Source organism: Treponema phagedenis (assembly GCF_008153345.1).
GTDB lineage: Bacteria > Spirochaetota > Spirochaetia > Treponematales > Treponemataceae > Treponema > Treponema phagedenis.
The window spans coordinates 2465244-2483045 of the sequence record NZ_CP042818.1; the positions used below are offsets into that span (position 1 = coordinate 2465244).

A 17802-nucleotide genomic window follows, 5' to 3' on the forward strand; every position below is an offset into this window, starting at 1 on the left:
CGTCATAATAAGGAAATTCATTTGCTTGGTCTTAAAGCATGCAATAAAATGCCTAGTATAACGTTTTCTAATTAATTCGCCTGTTGATTTTAGGACGCAGATTGCTAAAAAAATAACTTTCTTATCCAAAAACAGAGGCAGGAGAATTTGCCTTGCCTAAGAAAAATATCTTATTTATAACGCTTTTTTGTCTCTTTCTCCATAAATTGGGTATAGTATAGATTTAGAGAAAGCGCAAGAGTTTTTTTATGTTTTGAGAATAATTTATGCACGTATTTTCGCTGCTGATGTAACCGATTCAAAGTTTTTTATCTCGTGTATGGGAATCTTTTATACCTTGCTGTAAAGCCCAGCGATTTCTCCGCGCCATTCGGCACAGGAATTTTTGTCTTCCCATTCAATAACGCGAATAATTTTAAAATTGCGTAAATCAGACGAGTTGGGAAATACGGTTACTGCAAATTTTCCCTGCCCGATGTAAGTAAGGCTCTCTCCGTTTTTAAGGTCTTCCGCGCCTTTTAAGAATTCAAGTACACAGTCAAAATGTACGGGAACGCCGGTTTTTTTATCACTGAGGGCGGCGGACAAGTCGTTAATAGGTTTGTTGCAATACGGGCAGGTATACTCTGCTAAGGTAATTTTCGGCAAAGGATTATGTTTTACGGAAGTATTATCTGTTTTTTGACGGTTTCGATTTGATCCTCTTTGTCTTTTATTCTTTTTCTTGACATCACTCATAGTTTATTCCTCGTAATGATAATAATTGCTTACTGAGAATCAATGCCAGCCGCTGGATAGCACCGTCAACATATGCCTGATCCTGCAGCTTTTGCTCAATTTCATAAATTTCTTCAGGACGAATCTCTTTATGATATGGTTTTTTATTTTTATGCGGGAATACCGAAACTCTCATACATAATCCTCAAATGCGTTTTTTAAGTGTAAAACTTTTAGCGTCTCTTCTTTGAGCGGGTTTGACTGAATGACAATCACATCAAAACGTGCAAACATCTGTTTATATTGTCGATTGTTTTGTAGAAAATGTTTAGCGGTTTTGCTTATCCTTTCTCTTTTTTTGGCACTTATAATAATATCTAAATCTTCGGTTGCCGTATGGGGCAGAGTTTTTACCTCTACAAAGGCGAGCATGTCTTCTTTCTCTGCAATAATATCAATTTCACCCGTCTCAGCCCGCCAGTTTTGCGTAATAATCGTGTATCCATGCTCACAAAGCCAGTTTGCGGCAGCTTCTTCGCCGGCAGAGCCGATTAGCTTATGCGTTTTTTGCATGGGTATAAATATTTACCGGTTTTACAATGAATAATGCTTTGTTAGCAGCTAAATCGATAATCTGTCCATTTTCGCTTAAAAAAGTTTTACCTTCTTCATCAATTAGAATTCGGATGGTAGGTTTAAGCGGCGTGGTTGCAGATGCGGCAATAATACGCGCAAGAGCTCCGGTATTCATTATCACAAGAGAGCCGATCGGATAAATTCCTATCACTTGAATCATTGCTTTAATGACTTCAGGGTCAAAACGGCGAGCGTTGTCAGCAAGAAGGTTTTTCATGGCTTGATAACCGCTCATCGCTGAGCGGTACGCTCTTGGCATGAGCATGGCAACATACGCATCCGCTACGGCAATAATTCTTGCGCCTAAATCAATTGCTTGTCCGGAAAGTCCGTTCGGATATCCCTGCCCGTCCCAGCGCTCATGATGCTGCAAAACACTTTGTGCAATAATATTGGTGTATAATAAGGTGTCGGTAATATATTTTTGAGCATATTGCGTGTGGGCGGTGATCATTTGGCTTTCTTGCAGAGTGAGATTCTCTTTTTTCTTCAATGTTTCTTCGGGAATTTGCTGCATACCAATATCATGTAAGAGTGCGGAGATAACTAAATCTTTTATCCGTTGCGAAGGCAGGTTTAATTTTTTTGCAATCGGAATACAGAGGATAGCAGTATGAACAGCAACTTTTGCAAACGGGTAATCTTTTACATCGGAGTTTAATACAAGCTGTAGCATATCATTTGTATTATTCTCCGTTAATGTATAAAGTTCCTCTGCAATAGTATCTGTCGGCCGGATAGGCAGATCCTCTTTTTTTTGTATTTTTTTTAAAATATCATGCAGCTCATAAATTATTGCACAATAATTTTCATATATTGAACTGCTTTTTAAAGACTGAGGGAGAAGTAGGATTTTTGCTTTCGGCTTTGCAGGCTGCTTTAGTTTTTCTCTTGGTCGCGGCTCGGGTTCAGATTTAATTTTTTTTGTTTGTTTTCTGTCTTCCGCTAAAAAAGAATCTTTAATCTCCGAATATAAAGGCTCAATTTTTTTTATTTGATCGGGGGAAGAAGTAGCTGTATTTTGGATGATGGTTCCTTCAGTAACAATAAAGGGAACATCCCAGTTTTTTAGTGCGTTTAACTCTCTTTGTCCGATAGGCTCCTTCTTATTCAAAAGCATATTTTGCTCATCATCAAAGAAAACCGGAGCCGAAAAGCTCATTCCTAGCTGCAAATCCGATGTTTTTATTCGTTTTAACAATGGTTTCTCCTCTGTTATTGTACTTTTGTCATGAAGGTGAACATATCTAGTGATGATATTCAGTTTTTTTATAAAGTCCCGCTAGAAAGTTTTCTTTTGCATATGAAGAACTTTGTTTTGCCAGAAAAGCAAAAATTGCCGCCACCGCCTGATATGTTTCATCGGGAATGCAAGCACCTATCTGCTGTTCTGAAAGAATTTCTGCTAAAATAGTATCTTGTATTATAGGAACGGAATGCTTATCTGCAATTTCCAGGATTTTTTCAGCAATCTGACCCTTTCCTTTGGCAACAATTATCGGTGCCGAAGACCCGAGCGTATAGGATAACGCGGCGGAACAGGGTGTTTTCTTCTTAGTCATACAAGTTTATTTTATACCGAGATATCTATTCCTGCAAGGGGGAAGTAAGCGCTTTTAGAAGAAATTCCATATTCTACTCGTATGTTTTTAAGTCCGAGTGCTTGCAGCTCATGTTGCAGTAACCGACAGTATGCTGTTTTTTTTGTTTTTGAAAGCTTTGTTTCCGCAGCGTTTTCAATATAACAATCAGTACCTTTTAATACAAATATCCAGCAAGCGGTATCCGTTTTTGCGCGTAAGACTAATTCTTCGCAAGTATTTTTCGGCAAATTTAAGAGTAAGGCAAGGGAGCCTTTCCATGTTTTTGCAGCCAACTCTTTTTGAAAAGGGATGACAATCCAATGCAGATGCGAACCTTTTTTATGATTTATTAATTTAAAAATATCAGAATCATCCTGATTAGCCTTATTTTTTGAATGGTCATCAGCGTTGCCGGTTAACAGCCCCAAAATAAGAGAAAACACTTCATCATGTAAATCAATTTTTCTGTCTTTAAGAATTCCCAAAAGAAAAGCTGCTTCTTTTTGATTTTGAGGAAGTTTTTTTATGCGAGCGGCAAGCTGCGACAAAATTTGCGGCATATCTTTTGATTGTATTGTTTGTAGCGTTGATAAAAGAGCGACGTTTGCTTCTGTTACAGGCAAGCCGAGCTGTTGAAAAAGAGGCTGTGTTTGTTCGGTAAATGTTTCTTTTTGCGGAGATAAGAAAACGGTGCTTTCTTTGATTGCCACCGTTACGCGGAGAATGTCTCCTTTTTTTAAGTTTTGTAAAACGCTTGCTTCAATCTGCTGCCCTTTTATGAGCACCAAAGCTTTACCATTTTCAGGCGGTGATAAAAGCCGAACCGAAACGGTTTCCCCGTCTTTTAGGATAGCATTTTGAAATGATATCCGTGGTAGGGTCAATAATGCCGTTTCGGCTGTGCGGTTCACAATGTATTAGTGTTTTTTGGTAACAAGAGTTTTAATTTTTGCGCTCTTGCCGACCTTATCACGAATATAGTAGAGTTTTGCCCTTCGCACCTTTCCGGGGCGAACAACCTCAACCTTTTCTACTCGCGGAGAGTAAAGCGGAAAAACACGCTCAACGCCTACGCCATAAGAATTTTTACGTACGGTAAAAGTTCTTCCCAAGCCTGCATTTTTAAAGCAAAGAACTAATCCTTCATACACCTGGATTCGCTCGGTTTTCCCTTCTATAATTTTAAAGTGAACCTTTACGGTATCTCCAACTTTAAAATTGCTCACTTCTTTTTTTTGCTTTTCTTCAATTTGTCTAATAAGATCAACACTCATTTTATAAGCTCCTTCAAAATAATTTGCGCTTCTTGCGACATTGTACCGGACTCTTGTAATACTTGTAGTAAATCCGGTCTGTTTTTCAGAGTTTTTTCTATGCGTTTTTCTAATCGCCAGCGGCGAATATTTGCATGATGCCCTGAAAGAAGCACTGCGGGAACCTCTCGGTTCCTAAATACTCTCGGTCTTGTATATTGCGGATACTCCAAAAGCCCGTCGGTAAAACTTTCTTCTTCCAACGATTCTCCTGAAATAACGCCGTCAATTAAGCGGTAGATAGTATCGATTACCACAAGAGCGGCAAGCTCTCCGGAAGACATCACATAATCACCGATGCAAACCTCATCATCAACGTATTCGTCGATAATTCGCTGGTCAATGCCCTCGTATCTGCCGCAGATAAGCACCAAAGACTCTTCTTTGCTTAACTGCTCTGCCGTCTTTTGCGAAAATTTCTTCCCCGAAGGAGAAAGGTACAGCACGCGTTTTTCTTTTGCCTGCACAGAATCCAACGCAAGCGCTAAGGGTTCCGCAAGCATCAACATACCGGCGCCGCCTCCATAGGGTATATCATCGCAGGTCTTATGTTTATCATGCGCAAAATCTCTAATGTTTACAAGCGTATAGCTGATGATTCCCTTTTGCACCGCTTTTGCCATTATCGAAGAGTCAAAAAAGGCTTGCGGTATTTGAGGAAATAAGGTCAGCACATCGAATCTCATTCAAGAATCCAGCGGTGCATAAGCTCAACCCGTTTTTGTGCAATATCTACCTTCCCGATAAATTGTTTTATGAAAGGTACATATTTTACAAGACCGGTTTCAGCCTCGGAGATTTCTAAAACATAGCCGCCTCCGCCTTCTGCCACACTTGTAATTGTTCCTACAGGAGTTTCCTGATATACAAGAATAGAATTACAAAGATCAGTGATATAAAACTCACCCTCATATAAAGGGCAGGCCATATCTCGGGGAACAAGCAACTCAGAGCCTACCAGCTTCTTTGCCGCCTCAACACTATCGATGCCTTCCAGTTTAAGGAGGGCATCGGTATAACGCAGCTCTATTTCTTCTATTGTATAGAGAAGTTCCTGTGTTTCTTTCCCCGTTTTACTTTTCGGTAACCGAAGTCTGATTTCAGCAAGGTTGAGCAGGTGTTCATACTCCCCCGAAAAGCTGCTTATTTTAACAAAACCCTCAACGCCGAAAGTGCCGAAGATTTTTGCCGTTACTAATAAATCCATCAATTATACAGACTATTGTTAATCAAGGATTTCCAACGAATATCGAGTCCGCGCATTTCCTGCCGAAGCCGATAAAAGAGTTCTTAGTGCTTTTACGATTCTACCGTTTTTACCGATTACCTTGCCGACATCATTTTCTGCAACGCGAAGCTGAAGCACCACAAGATTCTCTTCTTCAGTTCTGGTTACTTGAACCGCCGAAGGGTCGTCAACTAATGATTTTGCAATATACTCAACAAGATCCTTATCCATATTTAACGATATCCTTTCTTATAAAGTAAATTGCTTTTTATTCAGCAAACGGCGAACGGTATCGGTGGGTTCTGCTCCTTTATCAAGCCAGCTTCTCACCTTTTCCGAATCAAACGCAATCTGTTTGTCTTCGGCTGCTATCGGATGATAAATTCCAAGCTCTTCAATCGTTTTGCCGTCACGCGGTTCTCGTGAATCCTGCACAACAATTCGATAGAAGGGGCGTTTTTTACTTCCGAATTTTTTTAATCTGATTTTAACGCTCACTGCATCCTCCCGGGTACTACCCAAAAAATAAAATTACTCCCCATACTATAGAAAAAAAAGGTTTTGGTCAACTATTGTAGATTAATTTTGTCAGGGCTTACGCATGAACAAGGGGCTGCCGCCCACTGAATCCCGCTTTTTGGCGAAGTTTTGGTAATATACTTTTACTTCGCCAACGAGCAATTTATCATAGGAATGCTGAATCTGCAAACCACTATCGCTAATGCTCCGATTACTAACAGTAACTTAATTACAAAACGCTATACTAACTAAGAACACGGTTTCTTCTATAGAATATACTACGTTAAATGTTTACCTCACGATTTATGTAGTATGATGTAGCTTTTAGAATTTAACAGACAAAAGAAAAAATACAGTGTTTTAACACCTTTTCACACTATTTTTATTCAAAGATTTCAGCTTGGAAGCAACACAGACATACTTTTTATTGTGCTTGCAAAGGAGCAGTATCATAGTGGTTCAACATCATTGTAGTTTAATTTTCCAAGATATTCCCATTCCCTACCCTAAAAAAACGTCCACATACTCTTCATGCCTGGGCACTATCCTAAGAGCGCGAGTTCTTATAGAATTATTTATTGTGTTTTTTGGTGCTGTTTTACAAAACAGGAGAAGATTTTTGGAGGAAAATTATGGAAGAACCTATTATGGAAAAAGGCGTACACGCGTATTCCGAGGAAGATCGCTATGTGGTGCCGAAATCGGCGGCGGTGCGAAAACATCTTGAGTTTTTTACCGGATTAAAATTCGGGCTTATGATGCACTGGGCGCCGGGCTGTCAAATTGCAACATACGAGTCATGGCCTTTATGCGATGATGCCGACGACTGGAGCAGAGAAGATGTAATTTGGACTGACGATATGGAAGAGTTTAAGCACCACTATTGGAATGCAAACAAAACGTTTAATCCCATTAAGTTTCGCCCCGATCACTGGGCGGATTTTGCAAAACGGGCGGGCTTTAAATACCTGCTGTTTACCACAAAGCATCACGACGGGTTTTGCATGTTTGACACACAGCAAACCGATTATAAAATTACCGCAAGCGATTGTCCCTTTTCTTCAAATAAGCGGGCAAATATTGTGCAAGAGGTGTTCAATGCGTTTCGGGCGGAAGGTTTAGCAATATCCGCTTATTTTTCTAAGCCGGATTGGCACAGCGAATACTTTTGGGCGCCGGAAATGGGAAAAGCCGAAACAAGGAACGCAAACTATGACATACCTTCTCATCCTGAGCTTTGGAATAAATTTGTAGACTTTACGCATCAGCAGCTTCGAGAGATTTGCAGCCTTTACGGACACATAGATGTACTGTGGCTTGACGGCGGGCAGATTTCTCCGCGTATTCATAATCAGGATATCCGCTTAGGGGAAATTGTCGAAGAAATACGCAATACAACGCAGCCGCATTTGATTGTTTGCGACCGCACTGTCGGCGGCGAATACGAAAATATTATCACGCCCGAGCAAAGCATTCCTTCGCATTATATCGGCTGCCCCTGGGAAGCATGCATCACCGCAGGCGATTATTTTTCATTTCATTATGAGGATAATTTTAAGTCCCCCCATGCGATTGTGCGGCTTTTAATTGAGGTGGTATCAAAGGGAGGAAACCTTGCGTTAAATATTCCGCCGCAGCCCGACGGACAGCTGCCCGCAAAAGCCATGCGAAATTTATTACGGGTGGGAGAGTGGCTGCACATACACGGGCAGGCAATTTACAATACACGCGGCTATCCGATTGCGCAAGAACAAAAAATCTTTATCACCGAAGGCAGTGAAAATGTTTTTGTTTTTTATTGCTATGATGAAAATACGCCCCGTCTGCCGCGCCGCGTGAATATTAAACTCAAAGATGAGCGGGCGGTGCAAAAGATTACCTGCTTACGCAGCGGAGCGGCTGTGTCATTTATACAGAATGGAAAAATACTTGTTATTCACACGATTGAGCTTGATCCGCTCGGTGCAAATTACGCGGATTGTCTGAAGCTGTGTTTTTAAAGGGAAGGCTTACAAAGCCTGTAATGCAGCACAAAGCCTGCGCGTGAGGGATTGGAGGGGCGGCGAGCACTTTTTCAAAAGTGCGAAGCCGGATCCTTTTTGCGCGCCTAAAATAGCGCAAAAAGAGCCGGAGCGTAAGCGGAGCCACGGAAAGCCCGGTTCTCTGTTCGGCGTTTTTAGTATAAAAACGCCGAACAGAGAACACGCCCGTAAAAAAATAATTACTTTACTTGTAAGACAGAGGCTGTCCTACCGTCAACTGTATATACATGATCCGAATTGGCGATATCGGGAAGTTGATTGCCGTCTTTAAAAAATGCATATAACCAAGTTCCCGGCGGCAAGGGAAGGTAGAGTTCGTAATAGCCGGGTGAAATTTCTTTTAGGACATACATAAACGGATCCCATGCGTTAAAAGTTCCGGCAAGAGAAATTCTTTGGCCTGCCTCGCCTTGATACACAAACTGCGTTAAGCCGTTTTCCACATTTGTTTTATATTCTTTTTGGAAGGGAACATCTAAAATTGAAACAGACATTTTTTCGGCATAATCATATATTTGATTGGCGTTATACGGATCCGCAGTCCATAAACCGTCAATAACCATTCGATATCGTATTTGCCGCATTCCTTCAGGGATTGGCATGATGAAAAAAAGTACTGGATCATTTGATGTTTTGCCGGTTGTTTCAAGATTGAGTTTTTTAAATGAGTAAATTTTTTTATAATTTTCATGGGCAAACGCTATTCCCGCATATCTTGACGAGCCGTTTGCGGTAAAAATAATATATTTGCCTTGAATTGAAGGCTCTTTTGCCTTGTGAATTGAGTCTACAAGAGAATTATACACAAGCGGCTCAATTTGTTCTGAGCAAAACCCGGCGGCAGCGCAAAAAATTGCTGATAAAAAAAATACTAGCTTTATTGACTTCATTTTTTCTCCTTTGAACCCGTTCTTCTCTATGGCACACTAACGTTTATAATTGAATAAAAAGATAAAACTCCTTATAATAATCGGTATATTTAAGAAAATATTTAAAAAAAAACTGAGGTTGACGAACAATCAATCCTTTGTAAAAGGCACATTCGGCATAGTATTTCCTTCTTAAAGAAGTATGGAAAAGAGCCGAAAATAGAAAAAAGGAATAGTAAGGAATGCCGAGTTTACAAGAACTGAAAGAATTTAGAGACGAACTCAAACACATCGGCAACGAGCCGGAAGTTACAGCGGATTGGGGAGATTTATACGATGAGCTCCCTCCGCCAAGTGAGGCGCCCGTACCGGATGTAAACGTTGACGATTTATTGGATTCTATCGGGATTGATACGGATGCTTTGCTGGCAGCCGAGCAATCCGCTCAGTCGCGGAATGAAGATAAAAAACCGGAAAAAGAAAAAAGGAATTTGGAAGCTGAGCTTGTCGATATTGATCTTGATGATATCGGTAAGGATCCCGCTCCTGTCAATCCGCCAAGCGAAACAGGTGATGCGTTGCCTGAGATGGACTTAACCTCTGATTTTTTTGATTCTTCGGATTCTGACTGGAAAACACACGAAATTCCTGAAACGGATGTATCTTTAGACGTTCTTGACGCTCCGGAAGAAAAAACGGAAATAAAAGAACTGCCGGAAGAGCCCCTGAGCATTCCTCAAAGTAATTTTTCAGATGCTGCAGATTTTGACGACTTGCTTTCATCTTTGGATCTTGATGAACCAATGCAGGATCAGAATACGGAAAAAGAAGAAAGTTTTTCCGATGTTCCGGAATCCTTGCTTGCGGGCTTGCAAGATGACCTTAATACCGCAAAAACAGAATCGGAAGACGCTTCTCTTCCGGAATTTGATTTAGGGGACTTTGATTTTAACTCTCCGGAAATAGACGACTTGGATATTGACAAAATCGGAGAAGCAGAAGCCTTAGATTTACAAGAAATCGAAGATGCCCCGCTTGAGTCTGCCGATCACAACGCATTTGATATACCGGCAAGCGCTTTTGATGAGATACCAAGCAGTACGGACGAAAAGGATTCAGATACATTTCCTGAAGATTTTTTGGACTTAAGTCTTCCCGCAGAAAGCGACGATGGTTTTAGCGACAATGCTTTTAATTTAGAAGATAGTTTGACTCTGCAACCCGAGTCCGGCTTAAAAGATGATTTTACTCCGGATATATCAGCACTGAATGCGCCCCCTGAAGAAAATGTTGATATTGAAAGTTTTACCGCACCGCCTGAAATTGATGTTGAAAATTTTACTGCTCAGGATCAAAACCAAACCGATGAACATACCGGCTTTGCGGTTGAAGACAACGCACTTGATACAAGTATAGAAGACATCAATGAAGGAGCTTTTGAATTACCTGAAAGCTTTCAAAGTTTTGCGCAAGAATCAAAACTGCATGATTTCAGGCCGCTTTCGCACGATGATGAAGAAATCGATGAAAACGCAGCGCTCAGTAATGATGATTACCTATATTTTCTTCACCGTCTGGAATCTTTCCCGCTTAATGTGCGCTTAATCATTCAAGATTATCTTGCAAATGTTCCCGATTCAGATGCAGCCAAGATGAATCTGATAAGAATGATTGTTGATGATACCTCGTTAAAAAAGGTGGCAGCGCATCTCGAAACGATTCTTGAAAAAAGTGTTAACATTCCGAAGGGTTTTGAGCGTAAAACAGCAGAAGAATACGAGCGTGAAAAAAGAACATTTTCGTATCGTTTAAAACATAGAATTTTACCTATTGCCACCATGTCTTTTCTTGCCTTGTTATTTGCATTTTGTATAAGCGTTCTTTCGTGGCAATTTATTTATAAACCTATTCACTCGGAGATTTTATATAAAACAGGATATACCGCACTTGAAAGCGCTAATTATCAGGCTGCTATTTCAAAATTTGATGAAGCGGGTACCTATTGGAAAAAGCGCCGCTGGTATTTCAGTTTTGCGCGCGGTTTTAGAGATAAAAAGCAATATTTAAATGCGGAAAAAATCTACCTTCGCCTCTTATACGATTTTAAACAGGATAAAGAAGGCGGAATAGAGTATGCAGAGATGCTGAGTAAGGATTTACGCAATTACGAAAAGGCTGAAACCGTGTTACGCCGACAGGTGCTTGATTATCATATTAACGATTCCGATGCCTTAATTGCCCTCGGGAACCTTTTCTTAGATTGGGGAGATGAAGATTCTTCAAAGTATCAGGAAGCGGAAAAAATATATCAGTCTCTTATTTCAATGTATGGCACAAAAGATCCTTATCTATCTGGTTTGATGCGTTATTATATCAGAACGGATAATCTTGCAAAGGTTTTACCTATTCAAGAAATACTGACCGACAAAAACTCAATGCTCGTATCGGATTTAATTGAACTTGGCGGTTATTTATTGGAAAAACGTTATGAACCGAAGCCAAGCGATTCTGAAAAATTGCGTGCAAAAATTGAAGATTTGCGTAAACTTTTGGATAAGGCTCTACAAGCTGCGCCCGCCGAGCCTGAAGCCTATTATAATTTAGGCAGGTTTTATATTTACAATTACAAGCCGGCAAAGGCAAAAGACTTTTTATCCGAAGCTATTCGACTTTATCAAAAATCGGCACATTTAACCGCCGGTAAAACAATAAAAAAAATCAATGCGATGCGGCTACTTGGGGAACTGTTATGCGATGACAAAGAATATCTTGATGCACATGACCTGTATGCGCAAGCTTTGACCGAATATCAAGAATATACCGCAATCCGTGCCTTGCCGCCTCACAGGATTATCGGATTGCTATACAGCAACTATGCAGATATCGATTATTTTATTTCGGGAAATTTTGATTCCGCATTGGAAAATTACCGATCCGCAGTAAAAGAATTAAACAATACCCCGTCGATTCAATATCGAATAGGCTTTTTAGAGTATAAACGGGATAACTACCCTGCGGCAATCCAAGCAATGAGTTTAGCCTATGCTGAAAAACCCGATGATAAAAACCTTTTATACGGGTTTGGAACCGTTTTATTTAAGCGGGGAAATTATTTTGCCGCTCAAGGGTATTATAACCATTTAATGGAATTACTGGATATTGAACGGTTACGCAAAGGAATTATGTTTCCGTATACCAATAAAGAGGATGCTGCTTTTATCGATGAGTATATGCGCACAAGCAATAACTTCGGCGTTGTGCTGAACAGACTTGCCGAAACAAACGGCGATTCTCAAAAAAATGCGCGGGCAATGGCTTTGTTTGCGGAATCCTCACGGGCATGGGATGCTTTGACAAGAAATCCCGATACAATGATTCGTTCAAAATCCGCAAGCCTTGCCTATCTAAATATTCAAAATATGGTAAACAGTTTGTCTGCTTATGAGCCGGAAGTATATGCGGATATTCCGATGACTCTTCAGTATGAAAAAGTGCTGCAACAAAAAGAGGATAGATAAAAACGGCAGGGGAAGGCTTGCCGGATATCCGCTGCTGTTCGGGTAAACAATCGGGCATCTTTAAAAATTCCATCAGGTTTTAGAAGATACCCGCCCGACTTCCGCAGCTTCATCTTCAATAGTAGATGTTCCGTAATTAAAGTTGCTGTTTAAATCAAAAACATTCATACTAACAGCGTTAAAGATTCTGCATTCCCTTTGTAAACAGGTGCAAACGCCCGTGGTTCCACGCAGAAGCGATGTTTTAAAGCAAGACTATTTGCAAAGCTTTAAAACTCGCAGGCATAATTTTGCCACGGACGGCAAAACTCAGAACGGGCACGGATGCCCGTGGTTCCAAGCAGCAGCGATGTTTTAAAGCAGGACTAGTATAGCGTTTTTCTGAAAAGTATATTGTATTTTTCTTTGGTTTGTGATACTATCTCAACAGATTTTTATCACTAAGGAGTATTGCATGCCCAAACCGCCGAGTAAACTTGAACTAAATCCTGAAGAGCTCACGTACCTTGAATCACTTGTTCGTTTACGAACAATCCAAGCACAAACGCTTACGCGTGCACGAATACTTTTGCTTAAAAGCAAGGGGCTGTCCATTAAGGAAACAGCCGACAAGGTAGGCTATACGTATAGAAGCGTTGCGCTCTGCCTTAAGAAATATAAGCAGGGCGGCGTAGAGCATGCTCTCACCGATGCACCCGGACGCGGAAACAATCCGGAAATTACCGATGAAGAGAAATCGTGGATTATAAATCTCGCTTGTCAAAAACCGACTACTTTTGGGTATGCTGCAGAAACATGGACTTACGCACTGTTAACAAAGCATATTAACACCACCGCTGAAAGTGCAGGATACCTACGGCTCGCTACTATCCATAAAACAACGGTATTTAAAATACTAACTGAAGCAGACATTAAACCTTACAAAATAGAATATTACTGTGAAAACAGAGACCCTGACTTTGATAGAAAAATGCACAATGTTTTGCTCGTTTATAAGCAACTTGAACTTTATTTTGAGGAAAATAAGCCATTACAGACAGAAGAAGGGAAGAATATCCATGTTGTTTCGTATGATGAGAAGCCCGGCATACAAGCTATCGCGACGACAAGCGATGATTTACCTGCTGATGAAACCCATCAATGCATTCGCCGTGATTATGAATACAAACGGCTTGGCACGCTCTCACTTTTAGCAGGCATTGATTTACAGACGGGGGATGCCATTCCTCTTGTAAGCGACAGTCACACCAGTAAAGATTATGTGCAATTTCTTAAAATACTTGATGAACGATACCCGCAAGAAGATAAAATTAGAATCATTTTGGATAACTTAAAAGTACATACCTCCAAAGAAACCATTCGATATCTTTCAACGGTACCGGGTAGATTTGAGTTTGTGTTTACGCCAAAGCATGGTTCGTGGTTAAATATGATTGAAGGATTTTTCAGCAAACTAACAAGACAACTGTTGCGGGGCATGAGAGTAAAATCAAAAACAGAGTTAGTTAATCGACTGTATAAATACTTTGACGAGATTAATGAAGAGCCAGTCGTATTCCATTGGAAATACAATCTTGATGATCTCGATGTTTCTGAAGCGGTTATAACCGACGCTCTCAAATATGAACTTAATTAGAAAACGTTATACTAGTATAACGTTTTTTTAATAAGTTAATTGTATTTTTTTAATACATCTTACCCAAAATGTAAAAAATTTTATAAAAAAGAGTTCGACACGGCGCAACGGCGAGCAATTTACCATAGGAATGCTGAATCCGCAGTCCCTTATTGTTGATACTCCGATTTGTATAACAGGAAGTTAATTACAAAACGCTACACTAGTTACAAAGCTTTAAAACTCGTGGGTTAGTTTTTGCCACGGACGGTCAAAACTCAGAACCGCCACGGACGGCGGTGGTTCCAGACAGAAGCGACGTTTTAAAGCAAAATAAATTGCAAAGCTTTAAAACTCGCAAGGTTTAGTTTTTGACAAGGACGCCCGTGGTTCCACACAGAATTGAGTTTGAAAACTACCACAGCGCACTCGGAGTTTTCAAACTCATAGGTTTGGTTTTGATATGGACGGCAAAAACTCAGAACCGCCACGGATGGCGGTGGTTCCAAGCAGAAACGATGTTTTAAAAGCACAAATTTTTTCCAAGTGCTTTTAAAACTCGTGGTTTAGTTTTTGCCATGGACGGCAAAAACTCAGAACGGGCATGGACTCCCGTGGTTCCACACAGAATTGAGTTTGAAAACTACCACAGCGTACTCGGAGTTTTCAAACTCATAGGTTTGGTTTTGACACGGACGTCAAAAACTCAGAACCGCCACGGATGGCGGTGGTTCCAAGCAGACGGTTTAGTTTTTGACACGGACGTCAAAAACTAAACCGGGACTCTTTTTTAAAAATTTATATAAGGTTTTTGTCCTTATAGGCTCCTACGTTCTGTTTGCATGAATATCTTTTAGGATAACGTCGTGGGCGCCGCCTTCGGTGATGCTTGCGGAGGAAACAAGGGTAAGTTTGGCGTGTTTTTGAAGTTCGGGGATTGTTAAGGTGCCGCAGTTGCACATAGTTGCTTTTACTTTGTGCATGCTTTCCTGCACATTATCGTGCAGAGGGCCGGCATAGGGCACGTAGGAGTCAACGCCTTCTTCAAAAGCGAGTTTTGCGTCTCCGCCGGAGTCATAGCGCTGCCAGTTGCGCGCCCGTGCAGAGCCTTCTCCCCAGTATTCTTTCATGTAGGTGCCGTTTACCAAAACCTTATTGGTCGGGCTTTCGTCAAAACGGGCAAAATACCTGCCGAGCATACAAAAATCAGCCCCCATTGCAAGGGCAAGGGTTATATGATGGTCATAGACAATGCCGCCGTCCGAGCAAATAGGAATATATACGCCGGTACGTTCATAATACTCATTGCGCGCCTTTGCAACCTCAATAAGCGCCGTTGCCTGACCGCGCCCGATTCCCTTTGTTTCGCGGGTAATGCAAATTGAGCCGCCGCCTATGCCGACTTTAATAAAATCAGCGCCCGCATCGGCAAGAAAATCAAAACCGTCTTTATCGACAATATTGCCGGCTCCCACCGGAACCCGCCCGTTATACTGCTTTTTGACAAACTGAATGGTTTCCTTCTGCCATTCGCTAAACCCGTCCGAAGAATCAATACATAAAATATCGGCGCCCGCTTCGATAAGAGCCGGAACCCGCTCTTTATAATCGCGTGTATTAATACCCGCTCCGACAATGTATCGTTTTTTCTCGTCTAATAGTTCATTCGGGTTTTCTTTTTTGCTTTCATAATCCTTTCTGAATACAAAGGCAACCAGCTCGCCCTTCTCATTTACAATCGGCAGGGAGTTCAATTTATATTCCCAGATTAAATCATTTGCTTCCGCAAGCGAAATTCCTTCCTTGCCCACCGTCAATTTTGAAATCGGCGTCATAAACTCCGAAACAAGCAAGCTTCTATCCATTCTGCTCGGGCGATAATCCCTGCCGGTAACCACGCCGAGCAGTTTGCCGTGTGCGCTTCCGTCTTCGGTAACCGCAACCGTTGTATGTCCGGTTTTTATCTTTAAATCCAAAATATCCTGCAAAGTCTGACGAGGCAAAATATTGGAATCGCTTTCCACAAAACCGGCCTTATAATTTTTTACGGCAGAAACCATCTCCGCCTGCTTTTCGATAGCCTGTGAGCCGAAAATAAACGAAAGCCCGCCCTCTTTTGCCAGCGCTATGGCGGTTTTATCATTTGAAACCGACTGCATAATCGCCGAAACAAGCGGTATATTCAATGTAAACTGCGGCTCTTCCCCGTTTTTCATGCGCACCAGCGGAGTTCGCAGCGACACATTCTGCGGGCTATGCTCTTTCGATGAATAGCGGGGGATAAGCAAATACTCATTAAACGTATGGGATGGTTCGGTATAGTAAAACGCCATAAAAAAACTCCTGTCAATAATAATTTTGCTATTATATGCTTTTTGAAAAAAGAACACAAGTAATTTTATCAGGGCTTACACATGAAAAAATAAATGCATAGAAAACGCAAAAACAACAATCAAAACCATCGGATGGCGCAGAGTTACGTTTTGACATGGACGTCAAAATCTAATTATCAACGAGGTTTTGTCTGATAATCCATCTGTAAACAGGCAAAACTCGATGCCAGATATTTTTGCAACATTTTCCAGTGCAGCGTTTTTTAATAACTCGATTCGTTTTTTAATACATCTTACAAAAACCATAAAAAGTTTCATAAAAAGAGCTCGACACGGCGCAACGGTGAGTAACTTACCATAGTAATGCTGAATCTCTGAGCCGTTATGGTTAACACTCCAATTAGCATCACAGCAACTTAATTACAAAACGCTACACGAGGCAAAATATCTTGACTGGCGTTAGTCGGACGGATGCGGCAAAGCATTTTTTAAAAAATCTGAAACCGGATCCTTTTTGCGCGCCTAAAATAGCGCAAAAAGAGCCGAAGCGACAGCGGAGCCCCTGACTTAGTTTTTTATATTTGTGATAAAACTAAGTTGAAAAGCATATTTAAACCATGATAATTGATAATCCCCCAACCGCCGTTTTATCAATTTTGTTTTCAGTAATTTTGTATACCCCACAGTCTTCCGTTCAAGTAAGCGAATATTCGTAAAAATTTAAAAATATCATAATAGTTAGTTGACTCTAACTTTAGTTTGTGATATCTTAGGCTTAAGCGACGGGTTCGTCGCTTGAGTCTTTTAAAAAGAGAGTAAGAATGTGTGCAAAAAAAAGATTGCCGGCAGAAGTTCGAAAAAAAGAAATTAGAGATGCGGCAAAAAAAGTGTTTTTACAAAAAGGTTTTAGCAATACTTCAATGGAAGATGTCATTGCCGAAGTGGGCATGAGTAAGGGCGGCGTGTATCGACATTATAAAAGTACCGCGGAAATGCTCCACGATTTGATGACGGACGGAAATCACAACCGCTATAATTTAATCGATGATTTTTTAGCTAAGGAAAAAAATATATCTGAGCCGGATGTTGCAATTGAAGTCTCTCTGATGAAGCTGCTTGATAAAAATGATTATAAATCCTTATATGCAATGTTTTTAATGGAAGCGGAAAAAAATCCCGACCTTAAAAAACTTAAAAATAAAATTTTTAACGAGGGGAAAAAAGAATTCCTTAGAGTTGTTACACAACGGGATCTAAAAGAACTCGAATGCTTTATAAGTGATGAGTGGGTTGCTTTCACAAATGCAATTATTGTTGCTACGGAGATTCTTGATGTTCGAAAAGTGTTTTGTAATCACAAAGATTTTTTCAAAGACATTATTCGACAATACATGGAAAAGTCGCAAAACAAAAATAATTTTTAATAATT

At 40.6% G+C, this 17802-nt stretch carries 17 protein-coding genes; 4 read left to right on the forward strand and 13 right to left on the reverse strand.

Features of this window, described 5'->3' with window-relative positions; all coding sequences use genetic code 11:
- Positions 1–330 precede the first annotated feature (330 nt).
- Genes FUT79_RS10840 through rpsP form a run of 11 tightly spaced genes read right to left on the reverse strand, consistent with a single transcriptional unit; the run spans position 331 to position 5975 of the window.
- Positions 331–738, reverse strand: a complete 408-nt coding sequence (locus tag FUT79_RS10840; protein WP_002697914.1) for a hypothetical protein — start codon at positions 736–738, stop codon at positions 331–333.
- A complete protein-coding gene (locus FUT79_RS10845; protein WP_002697912.1) occupies positions 731–913 on the reverse strand; it encodes a hypothetical protein in 183 nt (60 codons plus the stop codon). Before FUT79_RS10845 ends, FUT79_RS10840 begins: the two co-directional genes overlap by 8 nt.
- A complete protein-coding gene (locus FUT79_RS10850) occupies positions 910–1290 on the reverse strand; it encodes a YraN family protein (protein ID WP_002697910.1) in 381 nt (126 codons plus the stop codon). Before FUT79_RS10850 ends, FUT79_RS10845 begins: the two co-directional genes overlap by 4 nt.
- Positions 1274–2554, reverse strand: coding sequence for an HD-GYP domain-containing protein (locus FUT79_RS10855; RefSeq protein WP_024751812.1), 1281 nt, complete (start codon positions 2552–2554; stop codon positions 1274–1276). The genes FUT79_RS10850 and FUT79_RS10855 overlap by 17 nt, the downstream gene beginning before the upstream one ends.
- A 46-nt stretch (positions 2555–2600) precedes the next feature.
- Positions 2601–2915, reverse strand: a complete 315-nt coding sequence (locus tag FUT79_RS10860; RefSeq protein ID WP_002697905.1) for an EscU/YscU/HrcU family type III secretion system export apparatus switch protein — start codon at positions 2913–2915, stop codon at positions 2601–2603.
- Positions 2916–2926: 11 nt separating this feature from the next.
- On the reverse strand, positions 2927–3847 hold the full coding sequence (locus FUT79_RS10865) for a hypothetical protein (RefSeq protein WP_148879039.1): 921 nt from the start codon (positions 3845–3847) through the stop codon (positions 2927–2929).
- A 6-nt stretch (positions 3848–3853) separates the two neighbouring features.
- Positions 3854–4210, reverse strand: a complete 357-nt coding sequence (gene rplS / locus FUT79_RS10870) for a 50S ribosomal protein L19 (protein ID WP_002697901.1) — start codon at positions 4208–4210, stop codon at positions 3854–3856.
- Positions 4207–4935, reverse strand: coding sequence for a tRNA (guanosine(37)-N1)-methyltransferase TrmD (gene trmD, locus FUT79_RS10875; protein WP_024751814.1), 729 nt, complete (start codon positions 4933–4935; stop codon positions 4207–4209). The genes rplS and trmD overlap by 4 nt, the downstream gene beginning before the upstream one ends.
- Positions 4932–5456 (reverse strand): ribosome maturation factor RimM, encoded by a 525-nt coding sequence (gene rimM / locus FUT79_RS10880; protein ID WP_002697897.1) that lies wholly within the window; start codon positions 5454–5456, stop codon positions 4932–4934. The genes trmD and rimM overlap by 4 nt, the downstream gene beginning before the upstream one ends.
- An 18-nt stretch (positions 5457–5474) precedes the next feature.
- Positions 5475–5708, reverse strand: coding sequence for a KH domain-containing protein (locus FUT79_RS10885; protein WP_002697896.1), 234 nt, complete (start codon positions 5706–5708; stop codon positions 5475–5477).
- An 18-nt stretch (positions 5709–5726) separates the two neighbouring features.
- Positions 5727–5975, reverse strand: a complete 249-nt coding sequence (rpsP, locus tag FUT79_RS10890; RefSeq protein ID WP_024751815.1) for a 30S ribosomal protein S16 — start codon at positions 5973–5975, stop codon at positions 5727–5729.
- Positions 5976–6628: 653 nt separating this feature from the next.
- On the opposite strand from rpsP, the gene FUT79_RS10895 reads away from it, so the two are divergent.
- Entirely contained in the window at positions 6629–7996 is a 1368-nt protein-coding gene (locus tag FUT79_RS10895) for an alpha-L-fucosidase (protein WP_039943288.1), read from the forward strand.
- Positions 7997–8217: 221 nt separating this feature from the next.
- Here FUT79_RS10895 and FUT79_RS10905 read toward each other — a convergent pair whose 3' ends face one another.
- Positions 8218–8928, reverse strand: a complete 711-nt coding sequence (locus tag FUT79_RS10905; protein ID WP_002695094.1) for an early set domain-containing protein — start codon at positions 8926–8928, stop codon at positions 8218–8220.
- Positions 8929–9149: 221 nt separating this feature from the next.
- On the opposite strand from FUT79_RS10905, the gene flcA reads away from it, so the two are divergent.
- Positions 9150–12425 carry a periplasmic flagellar collar protein FlcA gene (flcA, locus tag FUT79_RS10910; RefSeq protein ID WP_148879040.1) on the forward strand — a complete coding sequence of 1092 codons (3276 nt, stop codon included), beginning with the start codon at positions 9150–9152 and terminating at the stop codon, positions 12423–12425.
- Between the two features lie 454 nt (positions 12426–12879).
- Positions 12880–14061: an IS630 family transposase gene (locus FUT79_RS10920; protein WP_024751818.1), complete on the forward strand. Its 1182-nt coding sequence runs from the start codon at positions 12880–12882 to the stop codon at positions 14059–14061.
- A gap of 806 nt (positions 14062–14867) precedes the next feature.
- Here FUT79_RS10920 and FUT79_RS10930 read toward each other — a convergent pair.
- Positions 14868–16373 (reverse strand): IMP dehydrogenase, encoded by a 1506-nt coding sequence (locus tag FUT79_RS10930; RefSeq protein ID WP_148878584.1) that lies wholly within the window; start codon positions 16371–16373, stop codon positions 14868–14870.
- Positions 16374–17194: 821 nt separating this feature from the next.
- On the opposite strand from FUT79_RS10930, the gene FUT79_RS10935 reads away from it, so the two are divergent.
- Positions 17195–17797 carry a TetR/AcrR family transcriptional regulator gene (locus FUT79_RS10935; protein ID WP_148878585.1) on the forward strand — a complete coding sequence of 201 codons (603 nt, stop codon included), beginning with the start codon at positions 17195–17197 and terminating at the stop codon, positions 17795–17797.
- Positions 17798–17802: the final 5 nt, after the last annotated feature.

Bases quoted from the DNA above. Each gene is read 5' to 3' on its own strand.
- FUT79_RS10930 (WP_148878584.1), bottom strand. From the start codon at position 16,373: ATGGCGTTTTACTATACCGAACCATCCCATACGTTTAATGAGTATTTG.
- rplS (WP_002697901.1), bottom strand. From the start codon at position 4,210: ATGAGTGTTGATCTTATTAGACAAATTGAAGAAAAGCAAAAAAAAGAA.
- trmD (WP_024751814.1), bottom strand. From the start codon at position 4,935: ATGAGATTCGATGTGCTGACCTTATTTCCTCAAATACCGCAAGCCTTT.
- FUT79_RS10840 (WP_002697914.1), bottom strand. From the start codon at position 738: ATGAGTGATGTCAAGAAAAAGAATAAAAGACAAAGAGGATCAAATCGA.
- FUT79_RS10860 (WP_002697905.1), bottom strand. From the start codon at position 2,915: ATGACTAAGAAGAAAACACCCTGTTCCGCCGCGTTATCCTATACGCTC.
- FUT79_RS10920 (WP_024751818.1), top strand. From the start codon at position 12,880: ATGCCCAAACCGCCGAGTAAACTTGAACTAAATCCTGAAGAGCTCACG.
- FUT79_RS10850 (WP_002697910.1), bottom strand. From the start codon at position 1,290: ATGCAAAAAACGCATAAGCTAATCGGCTCTGCCGGCGAAGAAGCTGCC.
- rimM (WP_002697897.1), bottom strand. From the start codon at position 5,456: ATGGATTTATTAGTAACGGCAAAAATCTTCGGCACTTTCGGCGTTGAG.
- FUT79_RS10935 (WP_148878585.1), top strand. From the start codon at position 17,195: ATGTGTGCAAAAAAAAGATTGCCGGCAGAAGTTCGAAAAAAAGAAATT.
- FUT79_RS10905 (WP_002695094.1), bottom strand. From the start codon at position 8,928: ATGAAGTCAATAAAGCTAGTATTTTTTTTATCAGCAATTTTTTGCGCT.
- FUT79_RS10895 (WP_039943288.1), top strand. From the start codon at position 6,629: ATGGAAGAACCTATTATGGAAAAAGGCGTACACGCGTATTCCGAGGAA.
- flcA (WP_148879040.1), top strand. From the start codon at position 9,150: ATGCCGAGTTTACAAGAACTGAAAGAATTTAGAGACGAACTCAAACAC.
- FUT79_RS10845 (WP_002697912.1), bottom strand. From the start codon at position 913: ATGAGAGTTTCGGTATTCCCGCATAAAAATAAAAAACCATATCATAAA.
- FUT79_RS10885 (WP_002697896.1), bottom strand. From the start codon at position 5,708: ATGGATAAGGATCTTGTTGAGTATATTGCAAAATCATTAGTTGACGAC.